This window comes from Bradyrhizobium sp. CCBAU 53351, assembly GCF_015291745.1.
Classification (GTDB): domain Bacteria; phylum Pseudomonadota; class Alphaproteobacteria; order Rhizobiales; family Xanthobacteraceae; genus Bradyrhizobium.
In genome coordinates this window covers 2,929,811-2,950,333 of record NZ_CP030059.1, presented here as the reverse complement: position 1 = coordinate 2,950,333, position 20,523 = coordinate 2,929,811, and the positions used below count along the sequence as shown (strand labels likewise).

Annotated in this window: 17 protein-coding genes; 5 read left to right on the top strand and 12 right to left on the bottom strand. The window is 64.9% G+C overall.

Translation table 11 applies throughout. The features are described from left to right. Positions 1–62: 62 nt before the first annotated feature. The 3 genes from XH83_RS13705 to XH83_RS13695 form a co-directional block, all read right to left on the bottom strand. Entirely contained in the window at positions 63–1,334 is a 1,272-nt protein-coding gene (locus tag XH83_RS13705) for a cytochrome P450 (RefSeq protein WP_194407500.1), read from the bottom strand. A gap of 82 nt (positions 1,335–1,416) precedes the next feature. Next, entirely contained in the window at positions 1,417–1,743 is a 327-nt protein-coding gene (locus XH83_RS13700) for a hypothetical protein (RefSeq protein WP_194407499.1), read from the bottom strand. A gap of 95 nt (positions 1,744–1,838) precedes the next feature. Next, a complete protein-coding gene (locus tag XH83_RS13695) occupies positions 1,839–2,612 on the bottom strand; it encodes a ferredoxin--NADP reductase (RefSeq protein WP_194407498.1) in 774 nt (257 codons plus the stop codon). A 159-nt stretch (positions 2,613–2,771) separates the two neighbouring features. On the opposite strand from XH83_RS13695, the gene XH83_RS13690 reads away from it, so the two are divergent. Beyond that, complete coding sequence (locus XH83_RS13690; RefSeq protein ID WP_194407497.1) at positions 2,772–3,968, top strand: amidohydrolase family protein; 1,197 nt, start codon at positions 2,772–2,774, stop codon at positions 3,966–3,968. A gap of 125 nt (positions 3,969–4,093) precedes the next feature. Beyond that, a complete protein-coding gene (locus XH83_RS13685) occupies positions 4,094–4,783 on the top strand; it encodes a hypothetical protein (RefSeq protein ID WP_194407496.1) in 690 nt (229 codons plus the stop codon). A gap of 18 nt (positions 4,784–4,801) precedes the next feature. Here the strand turns inward: XH83_RS13685 and XH83_RS13680 are convergent, their stop codons facing one another. The 8 genes from XH83_RS13680 to XH83_RS13645 form a co-directional block, all read right to left on the bottom strand. Beyond that, positions 4,802–5,257 carry a MarR family winged helix-turn-helix transcriptional regulator gene (locus tag XH83_RS13680; RefSeq protein ID WP_194407495.1) on the bottom strand — a complete coding sequence of 152 codons (456 nt, stop codon included), beginning with the start codon at positions 5,255–5,257 and terminating at the stop codon, positions 4,802–4,804. A 26-nt stretch (positions 5,258–5,283) separates the two neighbouring features. Next, complete coding sequence (locus tag XH83_RS13675) at positions 5,284–5,988, bottom strand: ABC transporter ATP-binding protein (protein WP_172786252.1); 705 nt, start codon at positions 5,986–5,988, stop codon at positions 5,284–5,286. Further along, a complete protein-coding gene (locus tag XH83_RS13670; protein ID WP_194407494.1) occupies positions 5,985–6,776 on the bottom strand; it encodes an ABC transporter ATP-binding protein in 792 nt (263 codons plus the stop codon). Before XH83_RS13670 ends, XH83_RS13675 begins: the two co-directional genes overlap by 4 nt. Next, positions 6,773–8,662: an ABC transporter permease gene (locus tag XH83_RS13665; RefSeq protein ID WP_194407493.1), complete on the bottom strand. Its 1,890-nt coding sequence runs from the start codon at positions 8,660–8,662 to the stop codon at positions 6,773–6,775. The genes XH83_RS13670 and XH83_RS13665 overlap by 4 nt, the downstream gene beginning before the upstream one ends. A gap of 159 nt (positions 8,663–8,821) precedes the next feature. Beyond that, positions 8,822–10,024, bottom strand: coding sequence for an ABC transporter substrate-binding protein (locus XH83_RS13660; protein WP_194407492.1), 1,203 nt, complete (start codon positions 10,022–10,024; stop codon positions 8,822–8,824). A gap of 76 nt (positions 10,025–10,100) precedes the next feature. After that, positions 10,101–10,685 (bottom strand): amino acid synthesis family protein, encoded by a 585-nt coding sequence (locus tag XH83_RS13655; protein ID WP_194407491.1) that lies wholly within the window; start codon positions 10,683–10,685, stop codon positions 10,101–10,103. Positions 10,686–10,700: 15 nt separating this feature from the next. Further along, positions 10,701–11,597, bottom strand: a complete 897-nt coding sequence (locus XH83_RS13650) for a UPF0280 family protein (RefSeq protein WP_194408255.1) — start codon at positions 11,595–11,597, stop codon at positions 10,701–10,703. Beyond that, positions 11,594–13,051 carry a 6-hydroxynicotinate reductase gene (locus XH83_RS13645; protein ID WP_194407490.1) on the bottom strand — a complete coding sequence of 486 codons (1,458 nt, stop codon included), beginning with the start codon at positions 13,049–13,051 and terminating at the stop codon, positions 11,594–11,596. Before XH83_RS13645 ends, XH83_RS13650 begins: the two co-directional genes overlap by 4 nt. A gap of 250 nt (positions 13,052–13,301) precedes the next feature. Here XH83_RS13645 and XH83_RS13640 point away from each other — a divergent pair, with 250 nt between their 5' ends. Then, complete coding sequence (locus XH83_RS13640; protein ID WP_194407489.1) at positions 13,302–13,784, top strand: (2Fe-2S)-binding protein; 483 nt, start codon at positions 13,302–13,304, stop codon at positions 13,782–13,784. After that, a complete protein-coding gene (locus XH83_RS13635) occupies positions 13,784–17,305 on the top strand; it encodes a molybdopterin cofactor-binding domain-containing protein (RefSeq protein ID WP_194407488.1) in 3,522 nt (1,173 codons plus the stop codon). The genes XH83_RS13640 and XH83_RS13635 overlap by 1 nt, the downstream gene beginning before the upstream one ends. Before the next feature lie 12 nt (positions 17,306–17,317). Here XH83_RS13635 and XH83_RS13630 read toward each other — a convergent pair whose 3' ends face one another. Further along, positions 17,318–18,286 carry a catechol 2,3-dioxygenase gene (locus XH83_RS13630; protein ID WP_194407487.1) on the bottom strand — a complete coding sequence of 323 codons (969 nt, stop codon included), beginning with the start codon at positions 18,284–18,286 and terminating at the stop codon, positions 17,318–17,320. Between the two features lie 436 nt (positions 18,287–18,722). Here XH83_RS13630 and XH83_RS13625 point away from each other — a divergent pair, with 436 nt between their 5' ends. After that, positions 18,723–20,462, top strand: a complete 1,740-nt coding sequence (locus XH83_RS13625; protein ID WP_194407486.1) for an ATP-binding protein — start codon at positions 18,723–18,725, stop codon at positions 20,460–20,462. The last annotated feature ends 61 nt before the right edge of the window (positions 20,463–20,523 follow it).

The window sequence follows — 20,523 nt, the reverse complement described above, 5'->3', positions numbered from 1 at the left end:
CAAGCGCTGGGGACCGTTCCTGGCAGATCACAACCAGCGACGATTTGCCGAATCCAGACGTCTCAGTCCGCGCGCGCGAGGGAGCGATCAACGATCGCGCCCTCAGACGCCGCGGCATGTGTTCCGCGCCCCTCTGGCGTGACAGGAAGCTTTGCGATGGCACGAAGCCCTGGCCGCTTGCGCCAGTGGACATCGACGGGGTCGACGGCCAAGCCAAGCTTGGGCCATCGCACGAACAGCGCTTCCAGCGCGCAAGCCGCCTCGATGCGCGCGAGCTGGTGGCCGAGGCAGAAATGGATTCCAGTCCCGAACGACAAGTGACGGTTCGGCTTGCGTTCGAGATCGAGGCTTTCGGGGCGGTCGTGCATCGCCGGATCCATGTTCGCGGCGGCGAGCATCACCATGACGCGATCGCCCTTCTTCAGACGGACACCTTCGACCTCGACATGCCGCCGCACATAGCGCGGCTTGGAGAACTGCACTGGCGAGACGAAGCGCAGGAACTCCTCCACCGCAAGCCCGATACGGCTCCAATCCTGCTCCAGCCAATCGCGCAAGCCCGGACTTCTGAGGAGCTCATAGGCGGAACCGCTGATGAGGTGCGTGGTCGTTTCGGAACCCGCCGCGAGCAGCAGGAACACCATCGAGACCATCTCGTCCGGCGAGATCTCGCCGCCTTCGCGCTCGACCTGGATCAGTTCGGCAATCAGGCCTTCGCCGCCCTGCACACGGGCGATCTGCAATTGCCGTTCGAGATAGGCGCGCATCTTGCGGAACGCCCACAACAGGCGGAAAAAGCTGACGACATTGGTCAGCGAGGACATCTCGTTGGCCCAGGCGATGAATCTCGGCCGGTCCGCCGGCGGCAAGCCCAGGAGTTCGGAGATCACCGCGAGCGGCAGGATGCGGGCGTAGCGCTGGACGAGATCGGCCGGACGTCCCGCCGAGAACAGCTCGTCGGCGAGACCGTCGGCGATGGCACGGATGCGCGGCTCCATGGCGACGATCGCGCGGCGGCGAAAGGCTTCATCCACGATGCTGCGCAGCCTGGTATGGTCAGGCTCGTCCATCGTCAGCATGTTGTTGGCGATGGTCCTGACGTATCGCGGCATCCACCAGCGCAGACCGGCGACGTCGCCGTCTTCCTTGCGTAGCGTGAAGGTCGCGCCGCCCTTCAGGACCTGCGCGGTCGCGTCATGGGTCGTGGTGATCCAGACGTCGCCGATGAGAGGGAATCGCGTCGCGACCACGGGCCCGGACATGCGCAAGCTCGCAATGACCTTGGGCGGATCGCGAAAGAAGGCCTCGCTGGTGAAATCGAGGCGCACTGTCATGGGATCACCGGACTGATTGCTGGCGTGTCACCCAGATGGTGCGCGGCGCGGCCGGTGCAAGGAGGCTGCGAACGAGGTGCGACTATCCGCGCCCCGGCGAGCGCTGGCCGGTCTTGCGCTGCTGCTGGTTGGTATAGGAGTCCCAGTGGCTCCAGCTGCCATTGCTGAGGCTCTGCATGTCGGTGCCGAGCGGACGGCGCGTGCGCTTGTCATGGTCGGCGATCACGCGTTCCGACTGCGCGATCTTCCGCTTGAGTTCCGCGATGGTCTTCTGGGTCTGACCGTTGCGCTTCGATGAGGCAATCTCGCCCATCGTGAAGCGCGCCGTCTCCACCGCCTTCAACTCGGCGCGGTTCTTCTTCAACTGGACCCGGTGCCAGGCGATGTTGCTGTCGCTGTCCGCAACCATGTGGGAACTCCGCTGATTCGCTCCCGCAGTGTATCAAGCGCCGAATCGACGCCGCAACGCCTGCCCGACGGCGAAAATACGGTCTTATTGCGGGCTTAGCGCTCGGCGAAGGCCTTTTCGACCACGAATTGGGCCGGTTCGCCATGATTGCCCTCGGCGAAGCCGCGCTCGCCCAGGAGCACGCGGGTATCGGTCACGAGCGCCGGGCTGCCGCAGATCATGACGCGATCGTGGGCGGCTTCCAGAGCCGGCAGGCCGATATCGGCGAACAGCTTGCCCGACGTGATGAGATCGGTGATGCGGCCGCGGTTGCGGAAGGGATCGCGGGTCACAGTCGGGTAGTAGATCAGCTGCTCGCGAATGTACTCGCCGATCAGCTCGTCCTTCGGCAGCGTCTGCGTGATCATCTCGCCATAGGCGAGCTCCTTCACGTGCCGGCAGCCGTGCAGCAGCACCACCTTCTCGAACCGCTCGTAGGTCTCGGGGTCCTTGATCACGCTCAGGAACGGCGCGAGGCCGGTGCCGGTGCCGATGAGGTAGAGGTTCCGCCCCTCCTCCAGATTGTCGATGACGAGCGTGCCGGTGGCCTTGCGGCTGACGATGATCTCGTCGCCTTCCTTCAGGTGCTGGAGGCGCGAGGTCAGCGGTCCATCCGGTACCTTGATCGAGAAGAACTCCAGCGTGTCCTCGTAATTGGCGCTGGCGACGCTGTAGGCCCGCAGCAAGGGCTTCTCGCCGACCTTGAGCCCGATCATGGTGAACTCGCCGTTACGGAAGCGGAAGGTCGGGCTGCGGGTGGTCTTGAAGGAGAACAGCGTGTCGGTCCAATGGTGGACGCTCAAAACGCTTTCCTGATTGAAATTGCTCATCTCACCTTCCCTGTCGCGTCAATTGCGGGTGTCGAGGCGGTCCAGCTATGCGTCGTTTGTACACGATCATTCGTATACTAATGAATAATCCCGCTTGATCCCGCGGTCAAGGCTGCCCAAGATCGAAAGCGTTGCAGTTAGGAATAAGGAGCCCCTTCCATGGCGCATGACGCACCCCAGGCCACCGGACCCTCGAAGCTCGTGATCCGCAATATCGGCCTGATCCTGTCCGGCGCCCTGGAAAAGCCGATCCTGGACGGCGACACCATCGTCGCAGAGAACGGCAAGATCACCGCGATCGGCCGCTTCAAGGACGTCGACATCGAAGGCGCGACCACCATCGTCGACGCCCAGGGCACCACGGTGGCGCCGGGCCTGATCGACAGCCACGTCCACCCCGTCGCCGGCGACTGGACGCCGCGGCAGAACCAGATCAACTGGATCGACAGCTACCTGCACGGCGGCGTCACCACGATGATCTCCGCCGGCGAGGTGCACATGCCCGGCCGCCCGCGCGATGTCGTCGGCTTGAAGGCCATGGCCGTGTTCGCCCAGCGCGCGTTCTGGACCTTGCGTCCCGGCGGCGTGAAGGTTCACGCCGGCGCACCTGTCATCGAATGCGAGATGGTGGAAGAAGACTTCAAGGAGATGGCCGCCAACGGCGTCAAGCTGCTCGGCGAGGTCGGCCTCGGCGGCGTCAAGGACGGCCCGACCGCACGAAAGATGGTGGGCTGGGCGCGCAAATACGGCATCCAGAGCACGATCCACACCGGCGGCCCCTCGATCCCCGGCTCCGGCCTGATCGACAAGGATGTGGTGCTGGAGGCCGACACCGACGTGGTCGGCCACATCAATGGCGGCCACACCGCGTTGCCCGACGACCAGATCCGCTGCATCTGCGAGGGCTGCAAGCGCGGGCTCGAGCTCGTGCACAACGGCAATGAACGCTCGGCGCTGTTCACGCTGCGCACCGCGCGCGAGATGGGCGATCTGCACCGCGTCATCCTCGGCACCGACGCGCCCGCCGGCTCCGGCGTGCAGCCGCTCGGCATCCTGCGCATGGTCTCGATGCTGTCCTCGCTCGGGGAGCTGCCGGCCGAACTCGCCTTCTGCCTCGCCACAGGCAACACCGCCCGGATGCGCGAACTCGATTGCGGCCTGATCGAGGTCGGCCGCTCCGCCGACCTCGTCATCATGGACAAGGCGCAGCACTCGCCCGGCAAGAACATCCTGGAGAGCGTCCAGCTCGGCGACCTCCCCGGCATCGGCATGACCATCATCGACGGTATCGTGCGCACCCAGCGCAGCCGCAACACGCCGCCGGCGGGGAAAGTGCCGGAGGTGGTGGCGAAGTGACGCAGCCGGAGCGGCGCACCGCTCAGCATCCTCTCTCGGAGGCGTTGAACAAGTCTGCGGCCTGCTGCGTCTAACGCAGGCAGCCCTCGGCGGCGGCAGTTCATTGCTGGACCCATCGAGGAGACATGAAGAGCTCATCTCGCGTAGCTATCGGCGTTGTCGCCGCAATGGCGGGCTATGTTGCGACTTTCGTGCTGCTCTCCCTGGTCGATTTCGGCAACCGGGCAGACCCGATCACATCGGGGCTGCTGGGACTGCTCGTTTACTCCCCCATGGGAGCGATCGCCGGCGCCGTGCTCGCCAACTGGCTGATGGGGAGTGCGGGCAAGCAAACCAGCAGTGGCAGCATCGCCAGCAATAGCTTGAAGTCGCTCGGCGTCCTCGCCCTGCTCTGCATCGCCGGGATCGGCATCTACATTGCCTATGCGTATGCGACGGCGACGCCCTGGCTCAACCGGAACGGCGCCAATCCCCTGCTCGTGTTCGAAGTCCGTTTCCCTGCAGGGGTAAGGGTCCCGACATCAGAGCAGGGCATAGCCATCGAACTGCAGACCGACCTCAACACCATGCCGGGAAAAGTGAACCAGGCCGCGTCTTATCGCGATGGCGACCAGGCTGTCATCGCGGGCGAGGTCGAGCTCGCGTTTCGAACCTCGCATCGGCAACTCGCGGTCGACATCCAGGGCCAACCGAGCCGAATCTATCCGATCGACTTGAGCGCCCGCGCGCCGCATACGCCGGAGTTTGGAACCTGGCGGCGGCTCGCGGATGGCAGCGAAATCAGGTACCGCGCAAAGTGGCCGGGCAAGACATGAACGTTCAAATCACCGTCGCTACCGCAACTTGTTCAACAGCGCCATCAGCGTCTCGCGCTCTTTGGCGTCCAGCGGCGCCAGCGTTTCGCGGGTGATGGCAAGCGCATTCGGCGCAACCTTCTCCGCAAGCTGCTGACCGGCCCGCGTCAGGCTCACCAGCAGCCGCCGGCCATCCTCGGGATCCTGGCTGGTCTCGGTGAGGCCGCGCGCCGTCAGGCGGTCGATCACGCCCTTGATAGTGGCGACATCCATGGCCGTGAGACGGCCGAGCTGGTTCTGCGAGCACGCACCGGTCTCGGCGAGCTTCGACAATGCCGCCCATTGCGTCGGGGTCAGATTGGTGCCGATGTCGCGGGAGAAGATCGCACTGTGACGCTGCCAGACCTGGCGCAGGATGAAGCCGACCTGCTCGTCGAGCACGTAAGGCGGTTTTGCCGGTTTGATGCTCTTCTTCGCCGCAACGCTTCTGGCCATCCGTCCGCTGCCTCTTCCCTTTGCCTTCACAACGACAGATGCGCGTCGCGGATGTCCGGACGCGCATCGAGCTCGGCCATGGTGCCGCCGAAGCAGATGCGGCCGCGCTCGATGATATAGGCGCGATCGGAGATCAGCCGCGCGAAATGCAGGTTCTGCTCGGAGACGACGATGCTGACGCCCTCCTTCTTCATGGTCAGGATGGCATCGACCATCTGCTCCACGATCTTCGGCGACAGGCCTTCCGAGGGCTCGTCGAGCAGCACCAGCGACGGATTGCCCATCAGCGTGCGCGCAATGGTGAGCATCTGCTGCTCGCCGCCGCTCATGCGGCCGCCCGGACGGTTCTTCATCTCGCCGAGATTGGGAAACAGCGCAAACAGCTTTTCGCGGGTCCAGTGCGGAGCGTTCGGACGCTTCGGCTGGCGGCCGACTTCAAGATTTTCCTCTACCGTCAGATCGGTGAAGATACGCCGCTCCTCCGGCACATAGCCGAGCCCCTCGCGCACGATCTCGTGGGTCGGCTTTGACGAGACGTCCTTGCCCTCGAACGTGATGCGACCGGAGCGCTGCGCGACGAGGCCGACGATCGAGCGGAACGTCGTCGACTTGCCGGCGCCGTTCCGTCCCAGCAGCGCCACCACCTCACCCTCCCCGACCTCGAAGCCGATGTCGAACAGGATATGCGCCGGGCCGTAATGGCTGTTGAGGTCCTGCACCGTGAGCTTCATGCCGAGGCCCCTTCGCGATGGCGGGCATCGTAGACGAGGCCCTCGCCGAGATAGACCGCCTGCACCTGCGGATTGCCGCGCACCTCGGCCGGCGAGCCCTCGGCGATCAGGGTGCCGCGATTAAGCACGAGAATGCGGTCGGCATGCTCGAACACCACGTCCATATCGTGCTCGGTGAAGAGCACGCCGATGGATTTTTCGCGCGCGATCTGCGCCGTGAGCCGCATCAAATCGACGCGCTCGCGCGGCGCCATGCCGGCGGTCGGCTCGTCCATCAACAGGAGCTTCGGCTGGTTGGCGAGCGCCACCGCAAGCTCGAGCCGCTTGAGATCGCCATAGGCAAGCTCGCCGCAGGGGCGATCTGCGTAACCGCCCATGCCGACCAGTTCGAGCAGACGGCCGGCCTCGGCGCGATCGAACTTCGGTGCCGAGCCGAACGGATTGAACAGCTGCTTGCCGTGCGAGATCAGCGCGACCTGCACGTTCTCGCGCACGGTCATGGTGGCGAAGGTCGCGGTGATCTGGAAGGTGCGCCCGACGCCGAGCCGCCAGACCTCACGCGGCTTCCTGCCCGTGATCTCCTCGCCAAGCAGGCGGACGTGGCCGGTATCAGGCTTGTTCTGGCCGTTGAGCATGTCGAAGCAGGTGCTTTTTCCCGCACCGTTCGGCCCGATTAGCGCCAGGATCTCGCCGGCGCGCAGCGAGAACGAGACGCCGCGCACGGCGTGGATGCCGCCATAGGATTTGGTCAGGCCTTCGACCGCGAGAAGTGTGGGTGCAACGCTCATTCGGCGGACTCGATCGGCTTGGCGAGCAGGGACGATCCCGGCGGCGAGGACTTCCGGCGGCGCTGCGCCAGCATCTCCAGCATGCCGACGATGCCCTTGGGGAAGACGACAACGATCAATACGATGAAGCCGCCGAGCACGAGTTTTGACAGATCGGTCTGGCTGACCAGCCAGATGTTGAGCGCCTTGTAGACGATGGCGCCGATCACCGCGCCCGACACCGTCTCGACGCCGCCGAGCAGCACCATGACGAGCGCATCGACCGAGAGCGAGATGCCGAGATTGTCGGGGAAGACGCTGCCCTTGAGATACGCGAACAGCGCGCCGCCGATACCGGCGGTGGTGCCCGCGATCACGAAGGCCGTCCACTGAATGCGTTTGGCGTTGATGCCGACCGCTTCGCTGCGCAGAAGCGAGTCGCGCGTGGCGCGAAGCGCGTAGCCGAATGGCGAGAACACCATGGCCCGGAGCGCGATGGTGACGAGCGCGGCGACGCCGAGCGAAAGCCAATAGAAATGCGACGGGCTCGCGGCCCAGCTCGAGGGCCAGACGCCCAATATGCCGTTGTCACCGCCGGTGACGCTGACCCACTGGAACGCGATCGACCAGACGATCTGTGCGAAGGCCAGCGTCAGCATCGCGAAATAGACGCCGGAGAGCTGCACGGCGAAGAAGCCGAACACGGCCGCGCCCATGCAGCCGAGCAGCGGCCCGAGCAGCAGGCAGACGATCATCGGCAGCCCCGCCATCTTGGCGAGGAAGGCGATGCCATAGGCGCCAAGGCCGAAATAAGCGGCATGGCCAAACGACGCGAGCCCGCCGACCGACATCAGGAAGTGCAGGCTGACGGCAAAGATGACGAAGATCGCGATCTCCGAGCCGACGGTCAGCGCATAATTGCCGGCGAACAGCGGCAACATCGCCGCGACGACGAGAGCTGCCAGCGCCGCGAGCCGCTCGTTCGACGTCAACGGCCGCCACGGATTGACGGTAAGGCCCGGCGTCTTGCGCGCGGCAGCCTCCGGCTTGCCGAACAGTCCCCAGGGCCGCACGATCAACACCACCGCCATCACCAGGAAGACCAGGATGATGGAGATCTTCGGAAAGATCAGGATGCCGAAAGCATTGAGTTCGGAGACCAGCACCGCTGCGACGAAAGCCCCGATGATGCTGCCGAGGCCGCCGATCACGACGACGACGAAGACCTCGACGATGATGCGCAGATCCATGGCGTGATGGACGGCATCGCGCGGGATCTGCAACGCACCGCCGAGCGCGGCGAGGAAGACGCCGACCGCAAACACCGACGTGAACAGCCATTTCTGATTGACGCCGAGCGCCGCGACCATGTCGCGGTCCTGCGTCGCCGCGCGCACCAGCACGCCCCATCGCGTGCGCTGGAACAGCAGCCAGAGAATGCCGAGCACGACGGGCCCGAGCACGATCAGGAACAGGTCGTAGCTCGGGATGTTCTGGCCGAAGAAATCCACCGCGCCCTTGAAGCCCGGTGCGCGGCGGCCGACGAGATCGTCCGGACCCCAGATCAGCACCACGAGGTCCTCGACCATCAAGGTCAGGCCGAAGGTCGCGAGCAGCTGGAACAGTTCTGGTGCGTGATAGATGCGGCGCAGCAGCACCATCTCGACCAGCACGCCGATCAGCGCCACGGCCAGCGCGGCCAGCACGATGCTGCCCCAGAAGCCGAACGCGCCCGACAGGCGCTCGGTCAGCGTGAAGGCGATGTAGGCGCCGATCATGTAAAAGGCGCCATGCGCAAAATTCACGATCCGCGTCACGCCGAAGATGATCGACAGACCCGAGGCCACCAGGAACAGCGACGCCGCGCTGGCGAGACCGGTCAGAAACTGTACGACGTAAAAGGCCATCGGCGGTCCGGGTTGGTTCGTGCGATGCCGCGGCAAGCGCGGACCTTGTAGGGCGGGTTAGCGACGCGTAACCCGCCCCTCTTTTCTCGTGTGGCGCCGAAGGCGGTGGGTTAGCCTTTGGCTAACCCACCCTACGGCAGCGGAGGTCGAAACAACTCCTCAGTCCTTCGGGCGAAGCTTCGCGACTTCGGCATCGCCAGGCAGGTAGTCCGCGCCCTTCTTGTAGGCAGATTCCACCATCACCCCCTTGCCGTCCTTCAGCGCGGTCTTGCCGACATAGGCACCGAGCGTCGACTGATGGTCGATCTTGCGGAAGGTGATCTCGCCGAACGGCGACGGCACGGAGAGGCCTTCCGCCGCGGCAATCAGCTTCTCCGGATCGCTCGAGCCGGCCTTTGCGAGGATCGCAGCCGCCGACTTGATGGTCTGGTAGCCGACGATCGAGCCGAGGCGCGGATAGTCGTTGTACTTGGCCTGGTAGGCCTTCAGGAACGCATCATGCTCGGGGGTCTTGATCGAGTACCAGGGATAGCCGGTAACGATCCAGCCCTCCGGCGTCTCGTCCTTGAGCGGGTCGAGATATTCGGGCTCGCCGGTCAGGAACGAGACGACCTCGCGCCCCTTGAACAGACCACGGGTGTTGCCTTCACGCACGAGCTTGACGAGGTCGGCACCGAAGGTGACGTTGAGGATCGCCTCGGGATTGGCGGCGGCAACGGCCTGCACCACCGGGCCCGCATCGATCTTGCCCTGCGGCGGCCACTGCTCGTCGACCCACTGGATATCGGGGCGCTTCTCCGACATCAGCTTCTTGAACACCGCGACCGCCGACTGGCCATATTCATAGTTCGGCGCGATCGTCGCCCAGCGCTTGGCGGGCAGCTTGGCGGCGGCCTCGACCAGCATCGCCGCTTGCATGTAGTTGGATGGGCGCAGGCGGAAGGTGTATTTGTTGCCCTTCGACCATGTGATGGCGTCGGTCAGCGGCTCGGCCGCGAGGAAGAACACCTTCTTCTGGTTCGCGAAGTCGCTGACGGCAAGACCAATGTTCGACAGGAACGTGCCGGCGAGCATCGCGACACCCTCGCTCGACACCAGCTCGTTCGCCGCAGTCTGCGCATCCGCGGGCTTGCCGCCGTCGTCCTTGGAGATGACGACGAGCTTCTTGCCGTTGATGCCGCCGGCCGCGTTGACCTCCTCGACCGCGAGCTGCCAGCCCTTGCGATAGGGCTCGGTGAACGCCGGCAGCAGCGAATAGCTGTTGATCTCGCCGATCTTGATGTCCTGCGCCAGGGCCGAATGAGCCATACCGCCCGCCAGAAGCGCGAAGGCCGCGCCTACAAAAGTGTTTCTCGCTCGCATCCCAACCTCCAGTTTTGAACTCTACGTCTTCAGCGTGTCTTGTCGGGAAAGCTGTGCCACCTCCCCGGTTCAAATCCTATCTCAGACCGTCCTCGCCCTTCACTTCCGCAACCGTGAGCCCACCGACGCGCGGCAATGGACGCCCGCTGTCGGTGACGGCAACAGCGACCATGATCTCGTTGGCGCGCGGCGCATCATTGATCTGAACTTCCATGCCATCGAAATGACTGCGCACGAAGGCAGCATCCTTGTGCCCGAGCGGAATGTCGAGCGTCGTACCGGGCCCGCTGCGCTTCTTCGACGACGGGATCAGCGCTGCGCCCTTGCTCAGAACCTTGCGTACTGGCGCACCCATTTTCGGATGAAGGATCGCGGCGGCGTGCTCAAGCTCGCCGTTCTCGCCGACGGCGGCCGCCTTGCCATAGCTCTGCGCTTTCGCGCCATCGATGCCGAGCGCAGCCACCGCGCGCTTCGATAGAAGTTCCCCCAGCTCCTCGCCGATCGCGATCAGCGGCGAGAGATCCTCGACATATCGTCCGGCGAAGGGATTTTCGATCACAGCGATCGCCGCGGCCCGCCGGGTCGGCGGCGAGACCTGGCGGCCCATCTCCATCTGCGTCTCTTCGACGACGGTGACGATCTTGCGGATGATCGCGCTCATGTTTCGCTTCCCTGCTCAGGCACAGACCGCGTTCTCCAGCACCAGCGGGCGCGATCGTCGCTGTTCTATATCCTTAGGTCCGATGACAAGCATATCACCACAAAGCTGCAACACGGCACCCTCGATCAATCCGCGATCGAACAATTGCCGTGCACATTCCGCGCCAGAGTCGAGGGCAGCGGCGATCTCATTCTGTGACAACTCACCGACATGTCGGGTGACGAGGCGCGCACCGAGATCGCTATCGGGCTGAAGCTCGCAGGCCGGTTGCCTGACAATGGCAGGATGTCCCGGCAGATCCACGGCATTGGCGATGACGGTCGCCGCCGCATCGGCTTGCGATGCCGTCGCCGCCAGCACCGTCACCGCGTCGGCAATCCCGAGCGAAAAACTGCGGCCGTGACGCCCGCTGGTCGCAACGCCCCGAACCGGGTCGTCCGCATCCACCCTCATGGCCCGCATCACGCCATCACGATCGGGACGATCCATCAGCCCAATCGAAAAATGCTCGCCTTTGCCGAGATGAAGTGCGATGTCGCCGCCATTGTTGACATAGGCCTGATCGAGCGTTGCCGCGCCCAGCATGGCACCCAAGATCTCCTCCGCCACACTGCCGGCAACGGCAGCCATCGGCGTGATGAAGCCATCAACGGCAAAGGGCGCGACCGCGGCGTGCATCCGGCGCGCCACCACGCCCCTCAGCGAGGTCCGCGCCGCGGCCGCAGCACGCAGCTGCGGCAGCTCCGCGCAGAGCTCGTCGAGCAGGCCCGTGGACCGCTGCGCCGCCGCCTCGTAAGCCGCGCGCACCGCATCCGCAGGCCCCCTCCCCTCAATGATCAGGTCGATCGGTCCATCCTGCAAATGCAGCCGCCGGCCATCAGACAGCAATGCGATTTGCGGGAGCCTTGTCATGCCCGAGGTCCCGGGATCGGGTTCTGCCAAGGCAGCTGGCGGACGTCGTCGCCGTTCTGCACCTCGGACAGCGGCTTCACGTAATCCATGTGACCGCCGAGCGCGGCATAGTCGGACAGCTTCATCGTGAACTCGATCGGCGCGACCAGCGCCGGCGTCGGCACGTAGCCGAACGCGCCGGCGGGCATCTGCGTCACGTCGACCATGTAGGTGATGCCGCCGCCGGGCCAGACATAAACAGGCGCGCCGCCGCTGGTGACGCGGGTCAGCGCGTCCTTCACCGAGCGCGTCAGCCGCACCGGATTGTCGGTGACGCCGGCGCGCAAGGATCCACCGGCGCCCGCCATGAACAGCACCGTGCACAACGCCGGTTCGCAATTCTCCTGGATGCGCTCGACCGAGAACTTCAGATCATCAGGCATTTCGGTTTCGACCGGCTTCAAGGTCTCGTCGAGCACGTAATAGGACGAGTGCTCGCCGGTGGTGGAGACCATCAGCATGGAGAGGCCGGGTCTTGCCTCCTTGGCATCGAACGGCCCGAGGATCGCCAGCGGATCGGAAATGTTGGTGCCGCCCCAGCCCGTGCCGGGATCGGCGACCTGGAAATAGCGGCCGGGCGTCGAGCGGCGGCCCTTCATCTTGATGCCGGTATCGGCGATATCGAGCAGCTTGCCGGCCTGGTGCTCGCTCAGCACGCCGGTGATGTGGTCGTCGACCACGACGACCTCGTCGACCTTGCCGTGCCATTGTTTTGCGAACATGCCGATCGTCGCCGAGCCGCATCCGACGCGCATGCGCTCTTCCTTCACGCCGTTGACGATCGGCGCCTGGCCGGCCTGCACCACCACGCTCGCGCCGCCGTCGATGGTAAGCTCCACCGCCTTGCAATTGGCGAGGTCCATCAGCGTGTCGCAGGTGACGCGGCCCTCCTTCTTGGAGCCGCCGGTGAGGTGATGCACGCCGCCCAGCGACAGCATCTGCGAGCCGTATTCACTGGTGGTGACGTGACCGACCGCTTCGCCCTGCGCGCGCACCGTCGCGGTTTCCGGGCCGAGATAGCGGTCGGTGTCGATCTTCACCTTGATGCCGCAATAGGAGAAGATGCCCTCGGTGACGACGGTCACCATATCGACGCCGTCGACCTCCGCAGAGACGATGAACGGCGCCGGCTTGTAATCGGGATAGGTCGTGCCTGCCCCGATCGCCGTCACGAAGGTTGAAGGTTCGTGGACGATCTTGCCGTCCCAATCTTCCGTGCGGCTGAACGGGACCAGCTTGCCGCCATGCGAGACGGTGCGCTCCAGGATCACGTGCGGATCCACCCGGACGAGCTTGCCCTCGTGATTGGCATAGCGGTCGCAGGCACCCGCCGCGCCCGGCTTGATGTAGCACATCACCGGACACGCATCGCAGCGGATCTTGTCGGCAACAACGCTCGTCGGTTCAGTCAGCATGTGCGAGCCTGCGGATCGAGGCGGTTATCATTCGTATACGAACAATGTTGCGCGCGGTCCCCGGGAGCTGTCAAGCGGCGGTGCAGTGCAAAAGATACGGCTGCCGCATAAAACCTCATTTGCCTATCCGACCTGTCCACAAAGAAGGCAGCGCGCTGCAGTGCGGCATGCACGGCTTGCACGTTTGTGTACAAACGGTATCGTCGCGGTCGAGATTTGGCAGCAATTTGCCGCGAGCCTGAGAATGAGGATGACGCAGACACCGATCCGCCTCACCGTGAACGGTGGGATCCACGAGATCGCCGCGGCGCCGGAGACGCCGCTGCTCTACGTGCTGCGCAACGATCTCGCACTCAATGGCCCGAAATACGGATGCGGCCTCGGCGAATGCGGCACCTGCACCGTCCTGATCGACGGCGCGGCGGCACGCTCCTGCGTGATTCCCGTCAGCGGCTGCGCGGGCCGCGACATCGTGACGCTCGAAGGGCTAGGCACGCGCGACAAGCCCGATGTCGTGCAGCAGGCCTTTATCGACGAGCAGGCCGCGCAATGCGGCTACTGTCTCAACGGCATGATCATGACCACCAAGGCGTTGCTCGCGATCAACCCGCGGCCGACCGAACAGGAGGCACTGGCGGCGTTGCGCTACAATCTCTGCCGCTGCGGCACCCATGTCGAAATCCTGCGCGCCGTGATGCGCGCATCGGGCGAGCTCACCGAGGCCGCGGATTGATGGCCTCCCCTGTTTCGAACGGGACTGAGCAGTCCCCCGGTTCGCTCGTCGTCGTCCGCACCGTGGACGAGGTCACCTCCGAGACCTTCGTCCGCATCACCCCGGACGGATCGGTCACGGCCTATAACGGTCATGTCGATCTCGGCACCGGCATACGCACCGCGCTCGGCCAGATCGTCGCCGAAGAGCTCGACGTCTCCTTTGCGCGCGTCGTCGTGGTGCTCGGCGACACCGCTTTGGTGCCGAACCAGGGCGCGACGATCGCGAGCGAGACCATCCAGATCACCGCCGTGCCCCTGCGCAAGGCCGCAGCGCAGGCGCGTCGGTTTTTGATCGCGCGCGCGGCCGAGCGGCTCGAACTTCCCGCGACTGACCTCAGGATCGAAGACGGCCTCGTGCGCGGGCACGACAACCGCAGCGTCAGCTATGGCGAACTGATCGGTGGCGACGAGATCAGGCTCGAGCTTGCCGACGACGTCACGGTCAAACCCGTCGGCAACTACACGATCGTCGGTCAGTCGACGCCGCGCGTCGATCTGCCGGCCAAGGCCACAGGCGGGTTGACCTTCGTGCACGACATCCGCGTGCCGGGCATGCTGCACGGCCGCGTGGTGCGACCGCCCTATTCCGGGGTCGATGCCGGGCCGTTCGTCGGCACCAGCCTGATCGCGGTCGACGAAGCATCGGTCCGCGACATCCCCGGCATCGTCGCCGTGGTGAGCATCGGCGATTTCGTCGGCGTCGTCGCCGAGCGCGAGGAGAATGCGATCCGCGCGGCGGAGCAGCTCAAGGTGAGCTGGAAGCGGACGCCCGCCCTCACCGATCTGTCCGACGTCGAGACCGCGCTGCGCGCCAATCCATCGACGCCGCGCACGCTGATCGACAAGGGCGATGTCGATGCCGCGATCTCGGGTGCGGCCAAGCCGATGCAGCGCACCTACGTCTGGCCGTACCAGATGCACGCCTCGATCGGCCCGTCCTGCGCGGTCGCCGATTTCAGGGATGGCAATATCCGGGTCTGGTCGGGCACGCAGAATCCGCACATGCTGCGCAGCGACCTTGCGCTGCTGATCGAGCGGCCCGAGAGCGAGATCGACGTCATCCGCCTGGAGGCCGCCGGCTGCTACGGCCGCAACTGTGCCGACGACGTCACGGCCGACGCGCTGCTGCTGTCTCGTGCGGTGGGACGCCCCGTGCGCGTGCAGCTGACGCGCGAGCAAGAACACGCTTGGGAGCCAAAGGGCACCGCCCAGCTCATCGACGTCAATGGCGGGCTGAATGCGGACGGCAGCATTGCCGGCTACGACCTCGCCACGCGCTATCCTTCGAACGCCGCGCCGACGCTGGCGCTGCTGCTGACGGGACGGATCTCTCCGGATCCCGCGGTGCTGCAGATGGGCGACCGCACCGCGATCCCGCCTTACGATTACGACCACATGCGCGTCGTCGCCCACGACATGGCGCCGATCGTGCGCGCGTCCTGGTTTCGCGGCGTCTCCGCGCTGCCGAACACTTTTGCGCACGAATCCTACATCGACGAGGCCGCCACCGAGGCCGGCGTTGACCCCATCGAATATCGCCTGCGCTATCTGAAGGACTCGCGCGCTGTCGATCTGGTCAACGCGGTCGCCGAGCGCGCCGGTTGGAAACCGCGACCGGTGCGCGAGGAAAAGGACGGCGAAATCGTGCATGGGCGCGGCTTTGCCTATGCGCTCTATGTCCACAGCAAATTTCCCGGCTATGGCGCGGCGTGGTCGGCCTGGGTCACCGACGTTGCCGTGAACAAGACGACGGGCGACGTGAGCGTCACCCGCGTTGTCGCGGGACAGGATTCCGGCCTGATGATCAACCCGGAAGGCGTGCGCCACCAGATCCACGGCAACGTCATCCAGTCCACCAGCCGCGCGCTGATGGAGGAGGTTTCGTTCGAGCGCGGCGCCGTGGCAGCGCGGGAATGGGGCGCCTATCCGATCATCCCCTTCCCCGACGTGCCCAAGATCGACGTCTTGATGCTGCCGCGTCAGGACCAGCCGCCGCTCGGCGTCGGCGAGTCCGCCTCGGTGCCGAGTGCGGCGGCGATTGCGAATGCGATCTTCGATGCCACCGGCGTGCGCTTTCGCGAGCCGCCGTTCACGCCGGAACGCATCTTGAAGGGGTTGTACGGTGAGGCAGCGCCGGTGGCGCAGGCCCTGCCCGCACCCGCCGCGGCAAAACCGTCGCGGATCTGGGAGAATCCCGTCGCCAGACGCGCCGGCGTCTTCGCGACGATCGCAGCCGTCTGCACCGCCGCGATCGGCATCGGCGCAGCCCTGCTGCCCGGCCGCGCCATCGCGCCGATCACACGGCCGGATGCCTCAGTCTATTCCACAGCGACGATCGCCCGCGGCGAGCAGCTTGCCGCGCTCGGCAATTGCGCGGAGTGCCACACCAGCCTCAAGGGCGTGCTCAACGCCGGCGGCCGCGCCCTGGAGACGCCATTCGGCACGATCTACAGCACCAACATCACGCCCGACGTCGAGACCGGCATCGGCGCATGGTCCTATCCCGCCTTCGAGCGCGCGATGCGCGATGGCTTGCATCGCGACGGACGACAGCTCTATCCCGCCTTTCCCTACACGCATTTCGCCAAGACTGCCGATGCCGACATGCAGGCGCTCTACGCCTATCTGATGGCACAGCCTGCGGTGCGCGCGACCCCGCCGGCGAATGAGCTCGCCTTCCCGTTCAATCTCCGCCCGCTACTCGCGGGGTGGAATGCGCTCTTCCATCAGAGCAAAGTTTTTGAACCCGACCCTACCAAATCGGAAGCTTGGAACCGCGGCGCGTACCTGATCGAGAGCCTCGGCCATTGCAGCGGCTGCCATTCGCCGCGCAACGCGCTCGGCGCCGAGCAGCGCAATGCCTATCTCGCCGGCGGCTTTGCCGAAGGCTGGGAGGCGCCGCCGCTGACCGCGCTGTCCCACGCGCCGATCCCATGGAGCGAGGACGACCTCTTCGCCTATCTGCGGACCGGCCATTCGCGCTATCACGGCGTCGCCGCCGGCCCGATGGCGCCTGTAGTCAGGGACCTCAAGGCCCTGCCAGATCAGGACATCCGTGCAATGGCGGTCTATCTCAATTCCTTTAACGACGCCGTGGCCGATGCGCCTGCTCTTGCAGGGAAGCTCGAGAGCGCAACGCAGGTCACCGTCGCCTCGACCGCCGGCGCGCGCATCTATCAGGGCGCCTGCGCGGTGTGCCACGAAGTCGGCGGCCTCCCGTTGTTCGGCAGCCGCCCCTCGCTCGCACTCAATAGCAACATTCACAGCACGAAGGCGGACAATCTCGTGCAGGTGATCCTGCACGGCATCACCGAGCCAGTCTCCAGCGATCTCGGCTACATGCCGGCCTTCAGGAACAGCATGAGCGACACGCAGATCGAGGAGCTCGCCACCTTCCTGCGCAAGCAGTTTGCGCCAGACAAGCCAGCGTGGACCGGTATCCGAGAAACGATCGCACGGACGCGATCGTCAGTGCGCTAGACAATCCTGCACTCACCCGTGCTTCTTCGCCTCCACCGGCGGCGTGCCGTGGGTGTGGAAGGACTCGATCGTCTTCAATCCCCACGCCTGCCCCTTCTTGCGCTCCTCTTCCGTCCACACGATAGGCTTCCAGTCGGGCGCGAGAATGAGGCGGGCGCCGGCATTGGCGACTTCGACGCGGTTGCCGCCGGGCTCGTAAACGTAGAGGAAGAAGGTCTGCTGGATCGCGTGCTTGTGCGGTCCGGTCTCGATGTGCACGCCGTTCTCGAGAAAAATATCGGCCGCGCGAAGGATCTCCTCGCGGCTGTCGAGCGCGTAGGTGACGTGATGGAAGCGGCCCGGCACTCCGGAATGGTCGAGCGAATAGGCGAAGTCGTAGCTCTTGTTCGACATCGTCAGCCACATCGCAGCTTCCCGGCCGTCGTTGAGCACGATCTGCTCCGTGAGGCGCAAGCCGAGATAGTTTTCGAAGAACTCGCGATTGGCTTTGATGTCGACGGCGAGGCAGTTGAGGTGATCGAGCCGGCGGACATTGACGCCGCGCGCCGGAAAGCGCTGCGCCTGGTTCTTCAGCGCGGGCTTCAGCTCCGGCGGCGCCTCGTACCATTCGGTCTCGTAATACAGCTCGACGATGTGACCATCGGGATCTCGGCAACGGAAGGTCGGGCCCTGGCCCATGTCGCCGTCGATCCATCCGATGTCGAAGCCTGATCCTTTCAGCGCGGCGACGCGCCGCTCCAGCGCTTGCTGGCTGCGCGCGCGCAGCGCCATGTGCTCCATGCCCGAGGTCTTCGACGCGGTGAGCTTGAGCGAATACCGCTCGTAATCGTCCCAGCCGCGCAAGTACACGGACTCGCCCTTCCGGCCGCTGATCGTCATGCCCATGATGTCGACGAAGAATTTCAGGCTCTCATCGGGCTTCGGCGTCAGCAGCTCCATATGGCCGAGATGCGCGAGATCGAGGATCGGTTCGGGCTGCATGTTGTTCTCCAGCACAGCTAGCGATCCGCCGGACCGGATCGCGCGATCGGGCGCAGGGCTGCAACAAGCTCACCCGCCCGAAGGCGGCATCTAAGCCGCCGGTTCATTTGTACTAATGTACAAATGATTAGGTCTCGTCAACAAATCAAACGACATCCCCTGGCTCTGACGAAGTTCGCTGCTCGAAGGCACCCTCCAAACGGCGGACCCGACTGGCCGGATGGTAAAATATTCCTTAATTGCGTCCGGCCTTCAACAGCCTGGAATTGCAGCATTTTCCCGCCGTTTCCGCCTGTAAAAGGGCAATCGGAATAAACCTCGCGGCCGAATTGTCGCGGATTTAACGAAGCGGCCGCGCCTGCCGCTTAACCGTTTGTGCAGCGACGGCCGCGCATAGTCCGGTGCAAATCGCTTGCTCTTGCCAGGTTCATCGATCGTGACATCCTTTGGACGCGTGATTTCGGTTCGCGGATCGCTCGCCCGGGTCGGGCTGCTGGCGGAAAGCCAGATGCCCATCTCGGAAGTTCGGGCAACCGTCGGCCGCTTCGTCAGCATTCGCAGCGCCAGCTCGGTCATCGTCGCGATGATCACCGAGGTGTCCTGCGAGAATTTGTCGAGCAGCGACAATTACATCGCGGTCGCCTCGGTCGACCTGCTTGGCGAGATCCTCAACGCCAGCGACAAGCCGAAATTCCAGCGTGGCGTCACCAACTATCCGACCATCGGTGATTCCGTCGATCTGATCACCAGCCAGGAGCTGCGCACGATCTACGCGCCGACCGGCTCGGACCAGATCAATGTCGGTTTCCTCCAGCAGGACCGCTCGGTCGTCGCCTATGTCGACGTCGAGGAAATGCTGTCCAAGCATTTTGCCGTGCTGGGATCGACCGGCGTCGGCAAATCGACCGGCGTGTCCTTGCTGCTCAACGAGATCCTGAAGGCACGTCCGAACCTGCGCATCTTCCTGCTCGACGTGCACAACGAATATGGCCGCTGCTTCGGCGACCGCGCGCTGGTGCTCAACCCGCGAAACTTGAAGCTGCCGTTCTGGCTATTCAATTTCGAGGAAATCGTCGACGTGCTGTTCGGCGGCCGCGCCGGCGTGCCCGAGGAGCTCGACATCCTCGCCGAGGTGATCCCGCTCGCCAAGGGCGTCTACACCCAGTACCAGAATGCCGACCGCATCGGTCTCAAGCGCATCGATCCCAAGCAGATCGGCTACACCGTCGACACGCCTGTGCCCTATCGCCTGGTCGATTTGATGTCGCTGATCGACGAGCGCATGGGCAAGCTCGAGAACCGCTCCTCGCGCATCATCTATCACAAGCTGATCTCGCGCATCGAGGCGGTGCGCAATGACCCGCGCTACGCCTTCATGTTCGACAACGCCAATGTCGGCGGCGACACCATGGCCGAGGTCATCAGTCATCTGTTTCGCCTGCCGGCGAACGGCAAGCCTATGACGGTGATGCAGCTCGCCGGCTTCCCGGCCGAAGTCATCGATTCCGTCGTCTCGGTGCTGTGCCGCATGGCCTTCGATTTCGGCCTGTGGAGCGACGGCGTCTCGCCGCTGCTATTCGTGTGCGAGGAAGCGCATCGATACGCCTCCGCCGACCGCAACATCGGTTTCGGGCCGACCCGCAAGGCGGTGTCGCGCATTGCCAAGGAAGGCCGCAAATACGGCGTCTATCTCGGCCTCATCACCCAGCGTCCGGCCGAGCTCGACGCCACCATCATCTCCCAGTGCAACACGCTGTTCACGATGCGTCTTGCCAACGAGCGCGACCAGGCGTTGCTGCGTGCCGCGGTGTCGGACGCCGCCGCGAACCTGTTGTCCTTCGTGCCCTCCCTCGGCACGCGTGAAGTGCTGGCCTTCGGCGAGGGCGTTGCGCTGCCCACGCGCTTGCGCTTCAAGGAGGTACCGCCGCATCAATTGCCGCGCGGCGAAGCCACCATCTCGAGCGTCCCGTCCGTCACCTCCGGCCACGACATGCATTTCGTCGGCGCCGTGCTCGAGCGCTGGCGCGGTGCCACCTCGCAACGCGACGTGCCGAACGATCCGGTGTTCTCGGCCCCGCCCGCCAAGACGCTCTCCAACGTCGAGGCCCCGATGCTGCAGCCCTCGATGGGGCTCGATCCCGACCGCTTCTCGCTCCTGAAGAAGCCGCTGCGGTAGAGACTCTCGTGTCCCGGACGCGCTGCAGCGTGAGACGCTGCTGCGCAGAGCCGGGATCCAA